This window comes from Streptomyces sp. CC53 (genome assembly GCF_001865245.1).
In the GTDB taxonomy this organism is placed as follows: Bacteria; Actinomycetota; Actinomycetes; order Streptomycetales; family Streptomycetaceae; genus Streptomyces.
This window is the reverse complement of the sequence record NZ_MKXB01000235.1, coordinates 1-17,709: the sequence shown is the minus strand read 5'-3', so window position 1 is coordinate 17,709 and position 17,709 is coordinate 1. Positions and strand designations below refer to the sequence as shown.

Below are 17,709 nucleotides of genomic sequence, written 5' to 3'. Positions count from 1 at the left end.
GGGTGACCGTTCTCATCGGCACGTCCGGGTGGCAGTACGAGGACTGGCGCGGCGTCCTCTACCCGGCAGGGACGCCTCAGCGGCGGTGGCTGGAGGAGTACGCGGCCGCCTTCTCGACGGTCGAGGTCAACAACGCGTTCTACCGGCTGCCGGCGTGGGAGACGTTCGCGGCGTGGCGGGATCGCACCCCCGAGGACTTCGTCGTGGCGGTCAAGGCCAGCCGGTTCCTCACCCACATCAAACGGCTGCGGGAACCGGAGGAGCCGGTGGAGCGGCTGATGAGCCGTGCCGCCGGTCTCGGCGACCGGCTCGGTCCGGTACTGCTCCAGCTGCCGCCCACCCTGCGGGCCGACCCCGATCTGCTCGACGCGTGCCTCGCCCGGTTCCCGGCCGGCGTCCGTGTGGCCGTGGAGCCGCGCCACCCGTCCTGGTGGACCGCCGAGGTCCGCGACGTACTGGCGTTCCGCTCCGCGGCCCTGTGCTGGGCGGACGTGGAGGCCCGACCGGTGTCCCCGCTGTGGCGCACGGCCGGCTGGGGCTACGTGCGCTTCCACGTCGGCCGGGCCGCACCCTGGCCCCGCTACGGCCGGCGCTCCCTCGCCACGTGGGCGCGGCGTGTAGCCGACGCCTGGAGCGGCGGTGAAGACGTGTACGCGTACTTCAACAACGACCCGAACGCCGCCGCCGTGCGGGACGCCGCCGCCTTCGCCCTCGCCGCGGGGGCAGCCGGGCTTCGGGTGACCCGTACTCCCGGAAGGCTGCCGCCGGGTCCCGCACCGGCGTAGGGGCCCGGGACGGCCGGTCCGGCACGTGCCAGGCGCGGCAGGGTTCCGTGACCCGGCCTTCGGGCCGGCGGGCCGGAATCCGGAGGCCGGCGCAGGTCGGCTCGCTGCGGGTGCAGCACCCGAGGGGTGGGCGCGCGGCACGGCCGCTGTCGGGTTTCCCCGCAGACGGACGGTGCGCCCCGTGGACTCCGCGAAGCCGCCCGTTACCGCGGGTCGGCCGGCGGCCTCACGGTCAGCGGTATCCCGGCACCCCAGGCCGCGGCGCACAGGGACCGGTCGACCGCGTCCGCGTGGACGGCGGCGCCGAGCCAGGTACGCGCGAACCTCTCGCCGTCCGCGGGCAGGAGGCGGCCGAACACGTCGCGGGAACGGTCCGCGGCGGCCGCGTGGAGTCCGTCGACCAGGTCGGCGGCCGTGGCCAGTCCGCACCCCCGCAGCCGGCGTGCGTCGGCTGCCGCGTCCTTTGCCGAGGTGAGGACCCGGCGCCCACCGGCCACCACCTGGTGGAGGCGGCGCCGCAGGACGTGGAGCGGGGCCTGTGCGGGGTCCGGCGTGCAGGACGCGGCCGGTCCCGCCGGGGCGGTTACGGTGGCCGGCAGGTCGGCGCGGCGGAGGCGGTCGAGACCCAGGTCGACCCGGGCCGCGGGGTCGGTCGGATGGCTGACCGCCAGGAGCCGGGCGCGGGCGTGCGGTGCGGGGTCGAGACGGGCGACGGTGCGCAGCCGGAGCCCCGGCGCCGCCGCGAGCAGCCGCAGGTTGTCCCGGTACGGCAGGCCCGGATGGTCGTGGGCGGCCGTCAGGCGGACCGTCAACCCGCCGCAGTCCGCCAGCAGGCAGTCCCCCACCGCCTCGCGGACCGCCCCGAGCAGCGTGACGTCGAGGAACAGCAGGTCGTCGCCGCCCGCCAGCGCCCGCTCGGCCTGCTCTGCCGGAGGGACGCCCCACAACCGGTCCAGGGGTTCCTCGTGCCAGCCCGCGCCCGCGGCCCGCACCGCCCGTACCCCCGCCCCCGCGCCGAGGCGACCGGTCGGGGACACCGTCGCGCCGGACACGGCGAGCCCCGCCCGGGACAGCTCCCGGTGGGTGAGGGCCGTGTCCCCCATCCGTACGGCGCGGTCGGCCGCGCCGGTGGCACGGGCGGGGCCGCCCGGGGCGATGTCGGACACCGTGTACCGGCGCCCCCCGCCATCGGCGGTCCACGTCACGGCGCCGGCGTTTCCGCCGGCCGTGAGGACCGGCTCGGAGAAGAGCCCGTACAGGCGCAGGGAGCCGTCGGCGGTGTACGTCTGCCGTGCCGTGCCGCGCAGCGCGGCGAGTTCGGGCCCTGTGACGTGCGGCAGGCGCCAGGCGGTGAGCAGCAGGTCACGCAGGTCGGTGACGAGATCCGCGAGGCGGTGGGCCGGTTCGGCGGCCCGGGCGGCCCGCACCCGGCTGACGGTGGACACCGCTGCCGCCGCGGCCCGGGGCAGCCCCGCGAGGCGCGCTCCGTGCGCGGCGCGCAGCAGTTCCGCCTGGAGCACGGCGCCGGTTCCGTCGGTGCCTGCTTCCAGTACGGCGGCCGCCGCCCGGAACAGCTCCGCGGACGCGGCGCACTGGTCCGGTGCGGCCGCGTCGGCGGTGGGGTGCGGTGGTGTGGAGGAGGCACCCGGGGCGGTGGGGGTGTCGGTGGCCGGGGGCGCGGGCGTGTCCGCCGGGGCCGGTCCGGGCGCTTCGCCGGGGGCCGGCCCGGTCTGTTCTGCGGGTGCAGGTCCGTCGGGGCCCCCGGGCTCCTCCAGGGCGATGGGAGCGGCCGACGCCACCGTGGCCCGGTGCAGGCAGTCCGGGGCCAGCAGGCAGCCGCAACGGATCGCGTCCGCGCTGGTCACCGCACCGTCCCGGACGTGGAGGAGCAGTTCGGTGGTGTCGTCGAGGGCGATCCGCACGGTGTCACCGTCGCGGACCGCTGGGCGGCCCGCGAGCTTGGCCACTCCCGTGTCCAGCCGTTTGCGCAGCCGGGGCGAGAGGGCCGCGACGAGTCCGGCCGTCACGCCGGGGGCGACGGGAGGAAGCTGCGTGGTCATGTGGTCTTCTCCCCTATCCAGCGGGCGAGTTCGAGCGGACTGAGGGCGGCGACCGGCATGCCCGCGGCGACCAGCCGCGACGCGACACCGGTCGAGTAGCGGGGGCGGCCCGCGTCGTCGAGGCTGGCGCAGCCCAGCACGTGGCAGCCGGCGCCGACGAGGGCGCGCACCTCGGCGAGGAGCCCGCCCAGGGGATAGCCCTCCTCGAAGTCGCTGACCACGACCACAAGGGTGCGGCTCGGCACGGTCACGAGCTCGCGGGCGTGCCGGAGCCCGGCGGCGATGTGCGTGCCGCCGCCCACGCTGACCTCCAGCAGCAGGGACAGGGGGTCCTCGACGTGGTCGGTGAGGTCGACGACCTCGGTGGAGAACGCCAGGAAGTGCGTCGACAGGGTCGGCACCCCGGCCAGGACGGAGGCGGTGAGGGCGGCCCACACGGTGGACGCCTCCATGGATCCGGACACGTCGGTGACGAGGATCAGGCGCCAGTCCGCCGAGCGTCGGGCGCGGGTGCGGAAGACCGGACGCTCCGGTACGACCAGCACGCGCCCGTCGGGACCGCGGCGCGCGGTGGTGAGGTTGGCCCGCAGGGTGCGCGCCAGGTCCAGGCCGCCGCCCGGCCGCCGGGAGGGCCGCGGCAGGGGCGCGCCGTGCAGGGCGGGGCGCAGCCGCGTGGCGAGCTCGCGCGTCAGCTCGTCCACGAGGCGCCGGACGAGGGGGCGCAGCGCGGCGAGCCGGGCCTCGGGGAGGCCCCCCGCGTGCCGCAGCACGGTGCGGAGCAGGTCCACGGAGGGCCGTACGCTGCCGGGGTCCAGTTCGGCGAGCACGTCGGCGCGGCCCGCCGCGGCGGCGGCCGCCAGCACCTCCTCGCGGATGCCGGGTCCGAACAGCGCCGCCAGCTCCCTCGACCACTCCCGCACCGTGGGGTACGGCACCTCGCGGCCGCCGCCGGCTCCGGGGCCGGGGCCGGGGAGCTCTCCGCGGCTGCCTTCGCCGCGTCCGGTGCCGTACAGCTCGTCGAGCGCGGTGGCCAGTGCGGCGGCGGGCGCCGGCAGCCGGTCGCCGCGACGCCCCAGCAGGAGCCTCCACCGGTCGGCGGGGGCCAGGCGGTGCCGGTCCGCCGGGCCGGCGGGCGGGGGTGTGGTGCCGGCCGGCCCGGGGGTGGTGCCGTCGGTCTGTGCCGCGGGTCCCGGGGCGGCCGTGCCGGTGGAGGGTGCCGGGGTGGTGCGGCTGGTGGGCGGGAGCAGGCCGAGGTGGTCGAGGCGGGCGCGGGCCGCGAGGTCGGCGCGGGTCCAGAGGGCGAGGGCCGCCGGGTCGGCGCCGCCGGTGTCGGCGAGGCCGCCGGTGCCGAGGCGCTCCTCCACCGCGGCGAGGAGGCGGCCGCGGGCGGCCGGGCTCAGGGTGTCGAAGCCGCCGCGCAGGGCGGGGAGCCGGTCGAGGAAGTCCCCGTCGGGCAGCGCGGACAGCCGGTCGAGGAGGGGCTCCAGGGCCGGGGTGGCCGCTTCGAGGAGGGGGCCCGCGACGGTCAGCAGTCCGGTGAGACGCGCCGTCAGGGCGGCGCGGGACTCCGGGTCGCGGGCGGCGTCCACCCAGGAGGCCACGCGGCCGCCGAACGCGTCGGCCGATTCCTGGCCGAGCAGCACCCTGACGGCACCTGCGGCGCCGCGCATGAGGGGCGAGCCGTCGGCGGCGAGTCGGGCGAGGGCGTTGGTGAGCCGGATCCCGCCGTCGCGGTCGGCGCGGTGGGCGAGGGCGAGCAGGGCCCGGGCGTCGGCGGGGTCCTCGGAGCCGGTGAGCCCGTCGACCTGCCGCACCGCGGCTGCGGTGAGCCGGTCCGCCGCGTCGGCGGCCCGGGCGGTACGGTCCTCGTCGGCCTGGAGCCCGGGGAAGTGACCGGCGCGCAGCCGGTCCACCAGGGCGAGACCGGTGAGCAGTTCGGGCAGGGTCCCGGTTGCGGGCAGCGTGTCCGCGGCTTCGGTGAGCCGTTCGCCGGTGAGGTCGGGCAGTCCGCAGAGCGCGGCCTGCTCCAGACCGTGCAGGCACTGGGCGGCCGTCGATCCGCCCTGCGCCTCCTCACCGCGCCGGTGCTCGCGGAGGGTTCCTTCGGCGGCCTGGGCTGCCGTGACTCCGCGCGTTCCGGCCGCGGTGAGCACGGCGGCGGTCGCGGGGGTCCAGCGCAGCTCCCACCGGGAGGTGAGGGCGTCCGCGCCGCCGGTCCCGGACACGTCCCTCTCCTGCGCGTAGGGCACGCCGCAGACGGCCAGTCGGCGCAGCAGCAGTTCGCGGCGGCGGTCTCGGTCGGAGCGCAGCGGGTCGAGGCGCACGTCGCGGGCGTCGGCGCCCGCCGCGTCGGGTCCGGGGAGGCCCAGGGCGGCGAGCTCGGACTCGACGGCGGGTGCGAGGCCGCAGCGGGGCGCGCCGGGGGCGGGGCGTCCGCTGCGGGCGCCGACGAGGACGCGTTCCATCGCCTGGGCGACGACCCGGCCCCGGCCGTGGGTGTCGCCCTGGGCGAGGACGGTCTGCACCGCCTCGACGAGTTCTCCGCGGCCCGGGGCGGGGAGGGCCCGCAGTCGGGCGAGGTCTCCGGCGAGCCGGGCGATCTCGCGTGCGTCGGCGGGGCCCGCGGGGTGGCCGAGGCCGCGCAGTTCCGCGCAGATCCGTACGGCCGCCCGGGTCAGTGCGTCCTCCGTTGCGGCCGGGTCGCCCGCGGCCTCCAGGACGAGGTGCTGCCATTCGGGGTCCCGGATGCCGGCCGGGTAGCCGGAGCGCTCGTCGAGGAGGGCGTAGGTGTAGGGGATGAGGGAGGTGGTCCATTCCCGGTGTGCCCCCGCGGTCCCGGCCGGCGGCTCCTCGGGGGCGGCTGCGGCGGGCCCGTCGGGGGCGTCGCCCCGACGCCCGGGCAGCAGGGCGGGCGCGTGGAAGGCGCCGACGACGACGGCTGCGCGGGCGCCTTGCGCGGTGGCGCGTGCCACCGCGGAGCGCATCCACCGCTCCCGTACGAGGTCGAGCGCGGGTACGCCGCCCGAGGCGGCGGCGTCCCGGCGCAGCGCCCAGCCGGTGAGGAGGGCGGCGCGGCGCAGCGCCTCGGGGGGTGAGCCGGGGGCGGCGGCCTCCACCAGCCGGTCCCACAGGTCGTCGCCGGGCCGGCCGGTGGCGCGGCTGCGCAGGGCGGCGTGCAGTCGGGGTCCGGTGCCGGGGTCCGGTCCGGTGGTGGTCGAGGGTGCCGGGTCGCGGGAGCGCCACGCCGGGTCGGACAGCGGCAGGTCGCACGCGGTGACGGGCAGTCCGTGGCGGGCGGCCCAGCGGACGGCGACGAGTTCGGGTGAGAAGTCGGCGAACGGGTAGAACGCGCAGCCGTCGTGCCCGTCGCCCGGCGCGGCGGCCAGGGCGACGGGGGCACGGGTGTCCTCGTGGGCGAGCCACGGCAGCCAGTCCTGGAGGTCCGCCGGGAGTTCGACGAGCAGGACGTCGGGCCGCGCCTCGTCGAGCAGTGCGGGCATCACGGCGGCCAGGGAGGGCGCGTGGTGGCGCACGCCGATGAGGTGCGGTCCGGCCGGGTCCGTGAGGGCGTCGGCCGCCTCGTCCGGGGTCAGGTGGTGCACGGACGTCAGGCCTCCAGGACGGCGCGCAGGTCCCACAGGGTGCGCCAGGTCGGGGAGCCCTGCTCGGCGCGGCGCCGCACGGGGCCGTCCCAGTAGCCGAGGAGGCGGGCGGCGTCGGCGGGGTCGTCCTTGCGGACGACGCCGAGGAGGTGGCCGGGGAGGAGGCCGAGCACGTCGCGGTCGCCGGGGAAGTAGGCCGCGGCCAGGCCGAGCGCTCCGGCGACGGAGACGGCTTCCGCGGTGCTCATGACCGTGGAGGGCCGCTCGACCTCCCACCCCTCCGTGGAACGGCCCTCCCGGAGGTCGCGGAAGGCGGTGACGAGGGCTTCCAGGACCGCGTCGTCGACGTGGAAGGCGGCGCCGGCCCGTTCGACCGCGGCGCGGGACTGGCGGCGGACGAGCGCGGTCTCGGCGTCGAGGTCGCCGATCGGCCCGACCGTCTCGAAGTTGAAGCGGCGCTTGAGGGCCGCGGACATCTCCGAGACGCCCTTGTCGCGGAGGTTCGCGGTGGCGATGAGGTTGAAGCCGGGTGCGGCGTGCGCCAGGGAGTCGTCGCCGCCGGCGAGTTCCGGGATCGCGATGCGGCGTTCGGACAGCAGGGACACCAGTGAGTCCTGCACCTCGGGCAGGCAGCGGGTGACCTCCTCGACGCGGGCGATCGCTCCCCGGCCCATGGCGGTCAGGACGGGCGAGGGGACGAGGGCCTGCCTGCTGGGTCCCTGGGCGAGGAGCAGGGCGTAGTTCCAGCCGTACTTCAGCTGGTCCTCCGTGGTGCCCGCGGTGCCCTGGACGACCAGTCCGCTCGTGCCGCAGACGGCAGCCGCCAGCAGTTCGGACAGCAGCGACTTGGCGGTTCCCGGTTCGCCGACGAGCAGCAGCCCCCGCTCCCCCGCGAGGGTGACGACGCACCGCTCGACGAGGGCGCGGTCGCCCACGAACTTGCCTTCGACGACGAGGCGGCGCGGCACCCCTTCGGGTGCCGCGGCGCCGTCGGGGAGCCGCAGTGCCCGGCCGTCGCTGCCCATCACGAAGGTGACCGCGGCGCGGGGGGTGAGCCGCCAGGCGGGCGGGCGGGGACCGTCGTCGTAGGCCGCCAGGAAGGCCAGTTCGGTGGCGTACCGCTCCTCGGGCGGCACGACCTGGCGGTCGGCCCCGGGCACGGAGGGCGCGCCTCCGGTGGTTGCCGTGTCGGTCGTGGAGGTCGTGGTGGTCATCGGCGGCGGCCCTTCCGGGTGGCACGGGTGGTGAGTTCTTCGTAGGCGGGTGCGTCGCCTGCGCGGACGCGCTCCCAGGCGCGGGCGAACAGGTCGGGCACGGTCGGGCCGAGCGCGACGCGGCGGCCGTGGCGGACCGGGTAGAGCCCTTCCTTCCAGGTCTCCAGGGGCAGGCGGAGGGCCGGGGCGTCGAGCCAGCCGCAGGGCAGGAACAGGCCGCGTCCCGCGCGGGCCCGCTTGGCCTCGACGACCAGGGGGCTCGCGGCGAGCTCGGTGCGGGCCTTCTTGATGCGGGCCGGCTTCCAGCCGGTCCAGTGGGCGCAGTTGCGGTCGGTCGGGTCGGGCAGCGCCAGGATCTGCAGGTACAGCGCGGCGGCGTCGCGGCTGAGGCCGTGGACGGCGGCGACCTCGGTGACCAGGTCGGGCACGCCGACTTCCGGATCATGGGGGTGGCCGGCGGGGCCCTCGGGGTCGGTGCCGGCCTCGGCCACCGGGACGAGTGCGCCGCTGAGGAGGTCGCGCACGGCGTGGACGACGCTGCTCCGCGTGGGGCCCAGCAGTCCTTCGAGCAGTCCGAGGGCAGGGTCGTCGGCGCCGGTCAGGCCGGCGGGGCGCAGCATCACGCCCTCGGTGCCGCCGTAGGTGACGCGCAGCACGAGCGCCTCGCCGGCACGGGTGAGGCCCTGGTCGGCGTCCGTGCCCGCGGTGGGCGGAGCGGTGCGTGCGCCGGCCGCGGGCAGCCCGTAGGCGCTGCGGACCTGCTCGGCTGCGGGTCCGCCCTTGTCCGCCCAGGTGAGGCCGAGGTCGAGGACGAGTCCCGGGTCGGTGAGGCGGTGGCGCAGGGCGGCGAGGCCGGCCGGCAGCGCGGCGCGCAGCGGGTGGGCGTACGGCACTTCGTAGGCGAGTGCGGTGAGCGCGTGGACGGCGGAGTCGAGGGCGCTCGTCCTGGGAACGGCTTCCGGGTCGTCGGCGGCGAAGTGGCCGTCCCGGTCGACGCGCTGCGCGGTGGTGCGGCTCAGCCAGGGTGTCAGCCGCGGGTTCAGCACGGCCTCGACGGCATCCGGGGCCACGTCGGTGAGGCGGGCGGCGAGGTCCTCCGGGAGGCGGAGGCGGGAGCCGAGCCGCTCGTCCCACACGCGGCCCGCCGCGTCCGTGTCGGGTCCGTTCGTCCACAGGTCCGCCGGGTCCTCGGGCAGCAGGGCGCCGACGAGGGCGGCCCTGTCGCCGGGGGCGAGGGTGTCCAGGAGCCGTGCCGCCAGTTCCTTCTGGCGGGGCTTCAGGCCGTGGGCGGGCGGGGCGTCGCCGGACAGGCACTCCCCGCCGGCGGCGAGGAGCAGGGCGGCCTGGTACGGGCCGGCGCCGTACCGCGTCGCCGCCGCGAGGGCCGCGGGCGCGTCGGCCCGCCACGGGGCGGGGCCCTTGGCGCGGACCAGCCGGATGACGGCTGTGAGCCGGTCGGCGGGGAGGTCGGGGGTGCGGTCGGTCTCCTGCTCCAGCGTGAAGTGGGCGACCGCCCCGAACGTCCCGTGCGGGTCGTGGTCCAGCGCCAGCCAGCGGACCCGGCCGCCGGGCCCGCGGTCCGCGGCCAGTCGGCCGAGGACGACGACGGTGCGGTCCCCGAGGCGGAGCACCTGGCCGGCGCGCTGCTGCTCGCGGTGCTCCTCGCTGAGCACCGCTTCGCGGACGGCGCCCCGGGGATCGGCGAGCGGACCCTCGCCGACCGCGTCGAGCAGCAACAGCAGGGCCTCGCGGGCGCCGGCACGGATCCCGGGCAGGGCTGCGCGGTAGGCGAGCGCCCGCAGGGCAGGCAGGACCGGCAGCCAGCCGATGCCGATGCGGGGCACGGTGCGGTCGTCGCTGCGCCAGCCGCCGTCCAGGGCGGTGAGCTGCTCCGGGTCGGGCAGCGGCCTGCCTGCGGCCGGACGGCCGGACAGGACGTGGTTGACGGCGCGGATCTGCCGCAGGGCGTTCCACCGCGTGGTGTTGGACCAGGTGTGGTAGGTCGTGCCGGTCAGGCCGTCGGTGGCGGCGTGGAGGCTGTCGTCGTCGCCGTGCGGGGGGCTGTAGTCGGCGAACATGTCCTGCGCGGGGCGGTGAGCGGGCGCGGGGCCCTTGGGCGGCGCGGTGAACTCGGCGGTGGCTGCGGCGTGGCGGACGGCGGCGCGGACGAGGGCGGTGACGCCGGTGAGGAGCCGCTCGTCGGTGAGGGCGGGCAGCGCCCGGGACACGGTCCGCCGGGCGACGTCGTCGGCGCTCGGGCCTTGGTACTCCTTGGTGGCGCGGGCCTCCTCCGCCCGCTCGTCGAGTGCCTGGGCCGTGCTCGCCAGGAGCGCTTCGGCCTGCGGGTCGGTCAGGGCGCGCAGGGCGAGGGAGCCCGTTTCGTCGCGGGGGCGCAGGGCGTGCCAGAACGCGACGGGCGGCACGAGGCGGGTGCCCGCGACGAAGTCGCTGCCGCGGTCGCCCGGGGTCACCTGGCCGAGTTCGCCGGCCGTGGAGGTGTCGTCCGCCTCGTAGAGGCAGACGGACCGGTGCTTGAGGACGGCGCTGGGCGCGGCGCCACCGGGCATGCGCAGGGCGCCGAGCGGGGTGGCGTGCACCCGGCCGTGGGGGGCGCCGAGGGTGACGGTGCGGCCGTCGGGCGTGCCGGCGGTGAGGGTGGCGCCGGTGCCGTCGCCTTTCTTGCGGATCCAGCGGCCGAGGACGGTTCCGTCGGTACCGAAGGGGCTGTTCTCCAGGCCCGGCTGGAGCGGGAGGACCTCGCAGTGCTCCTGGACCAGCCGCGCGTCGTCGCGGACGGCCGACCGGAGGAAGGCGGGCAGCGACGCGCGGCCGTCGGTGCCGGTGGCCGGGTCGTACTCCACCCACGTGGCCCGGCCGTCCTTGCGGCTCTGCCGCCAGTAGGCGGTGCCGTCGCCGAGGACGGGGCGGCCGGGGGGCAGCACGGTGTCGCCTGCGTGGAGGGTGCGCCCGCCGGTGGCGCGGCCGCCGCCGGGCAGCGGTATCGACGGCTCGCCGGCACCGGCGTGCCACCAGCGGGGCAGCTGCTCGCCGCCGACGGTGAAGACCTCGCCGGGCCGGGCGGTCCAGTAGCCGAGCTGTTTGCCGTCCTCCCACCAGACGACGAGGAGCTCACCGTCGGTGTAGCGGAAGTGCGGGCGGCGCCACCGGTCCGGGGGGCCGGGGATGCGCAGCTCGTGCTCCAGCAGGATCCGGTCGGGTCCGACGACGAGGACCTTGTCGCGGCGGGCGACGATCAGAGCGGGCCACGCTTCGGTGACCGTCGTCGTGGCGTCGCCGTCCTTGTCCTTGCCCTTGGTCTCGGTGCGCAGGCGTTCCACGGCCTCGTCGAGCGCGGGCCAGCCGAGTTCGTCGAGGATGCCGGCGCGCAGCGTCCGGCCGAGCAGCGGCGCGGCGCGGTGGGCGGCGATGCGGGCGACCGCCGCGGGGTTGACCTTCGGGGCGGCCGTGCGGAACGGCCGCAGCCTGCCGAGTGCCGCACGGGCGGCGGGCAGGCCCCGGGCCGCGGTGAGGGCGGCGGTGGCCTCGTCCAGCCAGTCGCTGAGCACCCCGCCGAGGACGGGGTGCCCGGCCAGGGCGTCGAGGACCTGGGGCAGCGTGGGATCGCCGCCGAGGTCGCCCACGGCACGGTGCAGGAGGGCCCGCAGGCGGCTGTCGGCTCCGGTGGCGGCCAGGTCGCGGCGACCTGGCCGGGTGTCCCGCAGCCAGGCTCCGAGCGGCAGGTGCGTGTCGGGTTCGGGGGCGGTGACGGGGATGCGCTGCGCGGTGCACAGGTCGAGCAGGTCGGGTTCGGCGCTGCTGCGCCACCGTCCGCTGAAGAGGTCGACGGGCTTGCCGTCGGCGCGCAGGCGCGGTGCCATCCGCTGGACCAGGGCGAGTGTGGCGGCGCAGCGGTGGGCGAGGCCGCCGCCCCGCTTGCGGTGGGCGGCCCAGCGGCCGAGCCAGTCCGCGGCGTCGACGGCCGCCCGGCCGGCCGGCTCACCGGCCTCGCCCTGCCGCCCTGCGGCCTCGCCGGTCAGCAGGGCGGCTGCACCGGTGTCGGCCAGCAGGTCCAGCCACCACGCGTGGTCCTCGGTGGAGCCGTTCAGCTCGGACGGCATGATCTCCAGCAGCCGGTGGCGCACCTCCGGCCGGTCCGCGGCGACGGCGACGAGGACCGGCCGGTAGGCCGTCCAGAAGGAGCGGGGGGCGCGGACGACGGCGGGCGAGGCGAGGAGGTCGGCGACGAAGGCGGCCTCCTCGGTGGGGCGGTGCAGGCCGGCGGCCTTGACGAGGGCACGGGCGTCCTGCGGCAGCGAGGCGTACGGGGGCATGCCGGCCGCGCAGCGTTCGACGGCCAGCTTGCGGAACTGGGCCCACGCGTCGGCGGGGTCGAGCCGGCCGGCGAGGTCCTTGACGTACTCCTTGAGGGCCTTGACGGTGAGGGCCCCGGCGAAGGCGAACTCAAGGAAGACGGCGCGCAGCCGCTCCTCGTCGACGGTGAGGCCGTGCACCCGTTCGGCGTCGCGGGCCTTGCCGAAGAACGTGGCGGCGTAGGTGGTGTTCTCGTGCTGGAGGAAGACCCGGGCCGCCTGCTCGTAGAAGGTGGGAAGGAAGTGCGGGACGGCCCGGCCGAGCCGCCGGCCGAACTCCTCGAACCCCTGCTTGGCGGCGCCGGCCCGGGACTTGGCCTGCCGGGAGAGCCGTTCGACGTCCTTGACGAGGGCGAGCGCGTGGTGGCCGTTGGCCGGGTCGTTGACGAGGGCCCAGGCCGGGAAGCCGAGGGTCTCCCGGCGGACCTGGCCCACCTCGGGTGCCTCCGCTTCGCGTGCGAGGCCGAGGAAGTCCAGGGCGAGGTCCTCGGCCTCGCCGAGGGTGCCGGGCACGAGGCGGACGACAGGCCGGTCGCCGAGTGCGGGGTGCGTGTACGTCCGTACGGTGAGGGCGTCGGCGTCCTCGCGGTCGGTGGTGCCCGCCGGCAGCACGGCGCCCGCGTCGAGCAGGGCCGCGGCCTCGGCGGGCGCGGTGGGGGTCCTGTGCTGTGCGCTCATGCCGCGCTCTCCTCTTCCTCGATGTCACGTCCCGCGTACAGCGCGGCGGCCATGCGCATGCCCTCCGACCAGGCGACGGGTCCGACCTGGCGGGCCCTCAGCGTCCGTCCCTCGCCGTCGGACCAGGTCAGGGGGCCGGTCTCGGTCTCCGCGTATCCCTCGTAGTCGCCGATCCAGACCCGGGCCTCGGTGGTGCGGCCGTCCTCCAGCACGGGGCACACGGCGTGGCCGCCACGCACGCGGTAGCCGAGCTGCGTCGCCCTGCCGGCCAGGAAGCGCAGTTCCTTGAAGCTGCCGCCCTCGTAGTCGTGCACGGCGGTGGCATCGGGGTCGTGGGCGGCGGGCCGGTGCCACACCTCGCGGAACAACTGGCCGACGCGCTGCTCCACACCGAGCTCGACGGCGAACTCCCGCAGGTCCTCCAGGTCTTCGAGGAGCACGGGGTGGGGGATGCGCACCAGTGCGGGGCTGGTGCGGACGGTGTCGCCGTCGAGGTCGACGAGGCCGAGGCCGCGCCCAGGTCCGGCGTCCCGCAGGAAGCCGGCGACCTCGCCGTCCTCGCCGCGGACGACGAGGTCGCGCAGGACGGCCTGCCAGGCCGGGTCCGGCCACACGCGTTCGACGACGGCGAGGGGGACGGGCAGCGACCGCACCATCCACCGCTCCACATCGTCCAGGCAGCGGCGCTCGTGGCGCTCCAGCCACTCGGCGAGCTGCCGGAGTCCCGTCACGACCGGATCGTCCGCGAGCTTGGCCGGAACGGACTTCAGTCGCCGTCCGGCGGCGTTGCGGCACACCACTCTGCCGTCGTCGAGGGCGACTTCGTAGCCGCCCGCGCTGGCCCACCCCATGTGTGCCTCCCTGCACCACAGTGATCAAGTGGTCGGAACTGTAGGTGAGAGGTCTGACAACGCCGGCGCGGTTCCTGTCCCATCTGTGGACAACCCCGCAGCACCGCAGGTCAACGGGCCTGTGCACACGGGCCGGGCAGGAGGCGACGAACACCCGGAGGACGCCCGGCGCAGGGGCGGGCGCGTGCGGTCCGCGGTGCCGTCCGTGCAGCACCTGCCAGGAGCGCCACCTGCCGACGGGCACCCCGGATACGGCCCGCGACCGGACGGCGAACGTCCCGGCAGGGCCCCGGAACCGGACGGCGGACCACGTGGGCACGGCCGCGGAGCGGGCGCCCCCTCGCGCCCCTCTCGCCCGGGGCAGGCCAGCGGAGCCCGCGCGTGCGGTGGACGCCGCTCACGTCCCCGCGCGCACGCCCCCCGCGCTCACGTCCCCGCGCGCACGGGAGCGCCGCCTCGCGGCCCAGGCGGTCGCCGCATGGCGTGACGTCAGCCGCCGTAGGTCGCCTGTGACTCCCCCAGCACGGTCGCGAAGTCCTCGGCGAGCCGGGGTGCCTCGTCCGCGCGCAGCGCCGCGGTGGTGATCCGCACGCCGGGCGGGGCGGCGATCCGGAACCGCGCCCCCGCGGCGACCCACCAGCCGCGGGTGCGCAGCCCGTTGACGACGGCCGACTCGTCGCGGACCGGGACCCACAGGTTCATGCCGCTCGCCCCGTGCGCGGGGATGCCGCGGGCGGCCAGTTCCTCCCTCAGGGCGGTGCGGCGCTGCGCGTAGGCGTCGTGCGCCTGCCGGACGCGGTCGCGGGTGGCGGGTGCGGTGAGCAGGCCGTGCACGGTCTCCTGGAGCAGGTGGCTGACCCAGCCGGAGGTCAGCAGCAGCAGTCCGTCGTGGCGGGCCAGCGTCATCGGGTCGCAGGCGGCCGCGGCCCAGCGCAGGTCGGTGCCGAGGTACTTGCTGACGGTGCGGACGTGGGCCCACCGGGCGGGTGGTGCGTCGGCCGCCGCCAGGGACTGCAGGGGGACGCCGGCGATGTCGGCGGCGCTGTCGTTCTCCACGACGAGCACGCCGGGACGTTCGCGCAGGACGGCGGCGAGGTCGTCGCGCCGCCGCCGCGTGAAGCGGCCTCCGTACGGGTTCTGCGCCCGCGGGCTGCACACCACCGCGCGGGCGCCGGCGCGCAGGGCGCCGTCCAGGGCGCCGGGACGCATGCCCTCGTCGTCGACGGCCACCGCGAGGGTGCGCAGGCCGAGTGCCTGCACCAGGTCGAGCAGGTGGTGGTAGCCGGGGTCCTCCATGGCCACGGCGTCGCCGGGGCGCAGTTCGGTGGTGAGCAGCCTGGCGACGAGGTCGAGTGCGCCGTGCGCGAAGGTGACGTGCCCGCCGGGTACGCCGTCGGCGGCCAGCCAGTCGCGGACGGTGTCCTCCAGGTGCGGCAGCCGCGGCGCGGTGCGGTGGGAGCGGGCTCCGGGCGACAGGGGGGTGGGCGGCAACAGGTCGGGGAGGAAGGCGGGGTCGGGGTGGCCTGCGGCGAGGTCGCGCAGGCCGTCCGGGACGCGGGGCGGGCGCCGGGTGGGGGCGGGGCCCACCGGGGCCACCGGGGGCGCGGCCGCGACGACGGTGCCGCCGCGGCCCCGGGTGACGACGACCCCGCGCTGCCGCAGTTCCTTGTAGGCGGTCGCCACCGTGCCGGGACTGAGGCCCAACTGCTCGGCGAGCCGCCGCACCGGGGGCAGCGCGTCACCGGGCGCCAGCGCCCCCCGGGCCACGCCTTCTTCGACGGACGCGGCGACGCCCTTGGCGGTCGCCCCACGGATCGCATATTGTGATGCCACATTCGACATTATGTATCAGTACATAATTCTCGGCAAGGGGGAGGCCGATGACGATGCGTCAGCGAGGGGTCGACGGGCGGCGGGAGCCGTGGAAGGAGCGCATCCCGGGTGGGCGCGACGGGCGCCGCATGCTGGCGGTGACCTGGGTCGACAAGACCGGCAACGGCCTGTGGAACACCACCAGCGCCCTGTACTTCATCCATGTGGCCGGCCTGTCCCTGGTGGAGGTCGGAACGCTCGTGTCGGTCGCGGCGGCCGTCGGCGTCGCGGGGGCCCCGCTCGCCGGACGGTTCGCCGACCGGGTCCCGCTCGTCCGGCTGCTCGTGGCGTTCCAACTCCTGCGGGCCGGAGCCGCGATCGCCCTCTTCCTGTCCGACGGGTTCGCGGCCCTGCTCGTCTGCGCGGCCCTCGGCAGCTTCGGCGACCGCTCCGCCAACGTCCTCACCAAGCTGTACGCCGCCCGGGTGGGCGGCCCGCAGCGGGTGCGGTACCAGGCGGTCGTGCGCACCGCCGCCAACGCCGGCTGGGCGGTCGGTGGTCTCGTCGCCGCCGCGGTGCTGTCCCTGGGGGTGCCGCACGCCTACGAGGCGCTGCTCGTCGGCGACGCGCTGTCCTTCGCGGCGGCAGCCGCCCTCACCCTCCGCTGCGGGGAGCCGCCCTCGCCGCGCGTCACCGTCGCCGGGTCCGGGTCCGGACCCGCCGCGTACCGCCCGGCGTCGCCCTGGCGGGACCGCGGCTACCTCGCGTACGTGGCGACCGACACCGTCCTGTACCTGCACGACTCGCTGTTCCAGGTCGGCCTCTCCCTGTGGACCGTGCACGCCACGGACGCCCCGGAGGGGCTCGTCCCGCTGCTCACGGTCCTCAACAGCGGCATGGTGGTGGCCCTTCAGGTGCCGCTGTCCCGGCTGGCGGCCGGCAGCGCCGCGTGCCGGAGGCTGCTGCTGCCCCTCGCGGCCGTCTTCACCGCGGGCGGCCTGGCGATGGCCGCGTCGGTGGCCGACGGGCCGTGGCTCGCCTCCGCCGCGCTGCTGCTGGCCGCCGCCGTGTTCACCGTCGGGGAGATCCTGCACGCCACGGTGTCGTGGGAGCTGTCCGTGGCGCTCGCCCCGGCCGGCGCCCAGGGCGCGTACGTCGGCGTGCACGGCCTCGCCGGCTCGGTGCAGCGCAGTGCGGGGCCGCTCGCCGTCACGGCCGCCATCGCGGCGGGCCCGGCGGGGTGGGCACTGTTCGGCGCGGTCATCGGGGCGACCTGCCTGGTCCAGTACCGGCTGGTCCGCGACCGCCTGGCGCAGTCCCCGCCGGCCGGAGCCCGGGACGCGGCCCCGTCGGCGAGCACCGGTTCGTAGGGATCGGGCGGCGTCCGGCCCGCGGGGAAGCGGCAGCGCGCCGACGCGCCCCCGGTGTGCGCCGCCGCCGTGGCCCGGCGCGCGGGGGCGCCGTGGAGCCCGTGGCGGGTGTCCGGCGGGCGGACCCGGGCGGCTGAGGCGCGCTGCGCCGTACGGGGGAGCAGTCGGCCGTGCGTGCACCGGGGGCCCCGCCCCGTTCCACACCATGGACCCGCCCGCCCCGCACGGGTGGTGGGTGCGGTGGCTTGGGGGCGCACGGCCGACGATCGGGGGACAGCGGATGGACGGCTTCACCGCGGCGCTCGCCCTGCTGGGCGTCGCGCTGCTGGGCGTCGCCACCGTCCACGTGTGCGCCGCGTGGCTGCGCGTCGACAGCACGCCGCTGGAGGCGCAGCCGTTCGGCTCGGGCCTCCAGCCGGAAGAGGACGCGATGAGCCGCTTCCATGTCCGCTGGTACCCGGTGACGCTGCTCTTCCTCGCCTTCGACATGGAGATGGTCTTCATGTAGCCCTGGGTGCGGGTCGTCTCGGACATGGGGCCGAGCGCCGTCGTCGAGATGTTCGTCTTCCTCGCCGTGCTGCTCGCGGGTGTGGTCTATGCCTGGCGGGAGGGCGCCCTGCGATGGACCTGAGCGCCGCGCTCCTGCGGGCCGCGGCGGCCCGCCCGCACGTCCTGCTGGTGGAGATGCCCGGCGGGACGGCGGCGCGGCTGGCGGCCGAGCGCGAGCTGCGGGTGCGGGACCTCCCTGCGGCGGCGACCCCCGCGGACGCCGACATCGTGCTCGTCGCCGGCCCGCGGGTGCCGTCCCTGGGCGCCGCGGTCGACCGGCTGGCACGCGACACCCCGTCGCCCCGCGCGCGTGTGCACGCCGCGGTGCCGGAGGAGGTGGGCCCGGCGCTCGCCGCTGCCCGCGGGCGGCTCGTCGGCGCGTCCGGCCGGCGTGCGGCGGCCGCGTACGGCGACGACG

General features: G+C 77.3%; 8 protein-coding genes and 2 pseudogenes. 4 read left to right on the top strand and 6 right to left on the bottom strand.

What is annotated here, in order from left to right:
- Positions 1-2: 2 nt before the first annotated feature.
- Positions 3-785, top strand: coding sequence for a DUF72 domain-containing protein (locus BJP40_RS30485; protein ID WP_071284060.1), 783 nt, complete (start codon positions 3-5; stop codon positions 783-785).
- A 203-nt stretch (positions 786-988) separates the two neighbouring features.
- Here the strand turns inward: BJP40_RS30485 and BJP40_RS30480 are convergent, their stop codons facing one another.
- The 6 genes from BJP40_RS30480 to BJP40_RS30455 form a co-directional block, all read right to left on the bottom strand.
- Positions 989-2,845: a hypothetical protein gene (locus tag BJP40_RS30480; RefSeq protein ID WP_071284058.1), complete on the bottom strand. Its 1,857-nt coding sequence runs from the start codon at positions 2,843-2,845 to the stop codon at positions 989-991.
- Positions 2,842-6,438, bottom strand: coding sequence for a VWA domain-containing protein (locus tag BJP40_RS30475; protein WP_079171596.1), 3,597 nt, complete (start codon positions 6,436-6,438; stop codon positions 2,842-2,844). The genes BJP40_RS30480 and BJP40_RS30475 overlap by 4 nt, the downstream gene beginning before the upstream one ends.
- Before the next feature lie 14 nt (positions 6,439-6,452).
- On the bottom strand, positions 6,453-7,661 hold the full coding sequence (locus BJP40_RS30470) for an AAA family ATPase (RefSeq protein ID WP_226962344.1): 1,209 nt from the start codon (positions 7,659-7,661) through the stop codon (positions 6,453-6,455).
- The gene (locus tag BJP40_RS30465; RefSeq protein WP_071284056.1) at positions 7,658-12,709 is read right to left on the bottom strand and encodes a hypothetical protein; all 5,052 of its coding nucleotides are present in this window, start codon (positions 12,707-12,709) and stop codon (positions 7,658-7,660) included. The genes BJP40_RS30470 and BJP40_RS30465 overlap by 4 nt, the downstream gene beginning before the upstream one ends.
- A complete protein-coding gene (locus tag BJP40_RS30460) occupies positions 12,706-13,560 on the bottom strand; it encodes a DUF4132 domain-containing protein (protein WP_071284053.1) in 855 nt (284 codons plus the stop codon). The genes BJP40_RS30465 and BJP40_RS30460 overlap by 4 nt, the downstream gene beginning before the upstream one ends.
- Before the next feature lie 489 nt (positions 13,561-14,049).
- The gene (locus BJP40_RS30455; protein WP_177204515.1) at positions 14,050-15,402 is read right to left on the bottom strand and encodes an aminotransferase class I/II-fold pyridoxal phosphate-dependent enzyme; all 1,353 of its coding nucleotides are present in this window, start codon (positions 15,400-15,402) and stop codon (positions 14,050-14,052) included.
- Positions 15,403-15,440: 38 nt separating this feature from the next.
- On the opposite strand from BJP40_RS30455, the gene BJP40_RS30450 reads away from it, so the two are divergent.
- From BJP40_RS30450 to BJP40_RS30440, 3 genes and pseudogenes are all read left to right on the top strand, one after another.
- Positions 15,441-16,742, top strand: coding sequence for an MFS transporter (locus tag BJP40_RS30450; protein ID WP_305727971.1), 1,302 nt, complete (start codon positions 15,441-15,443; stop codon positions 16,740-16,742).
- Positions 16,743-17,022: 280 nt separating this feature from the next.
- A pseudogene (locus tag BJP40_RS30445) lies at positions 17,023-17,373 on the top strand (NADH-quinone oxidoreductase subunit A).
- Positions 17,364-17,709, top strand: a pseudogene (locus BJP40_RS30440) (hypothetical protein); the annotation flags it as partial. The pseudogenes BJP40_RS30445 and BJP40_RS30440, both read left to right, overlap by 10 nt.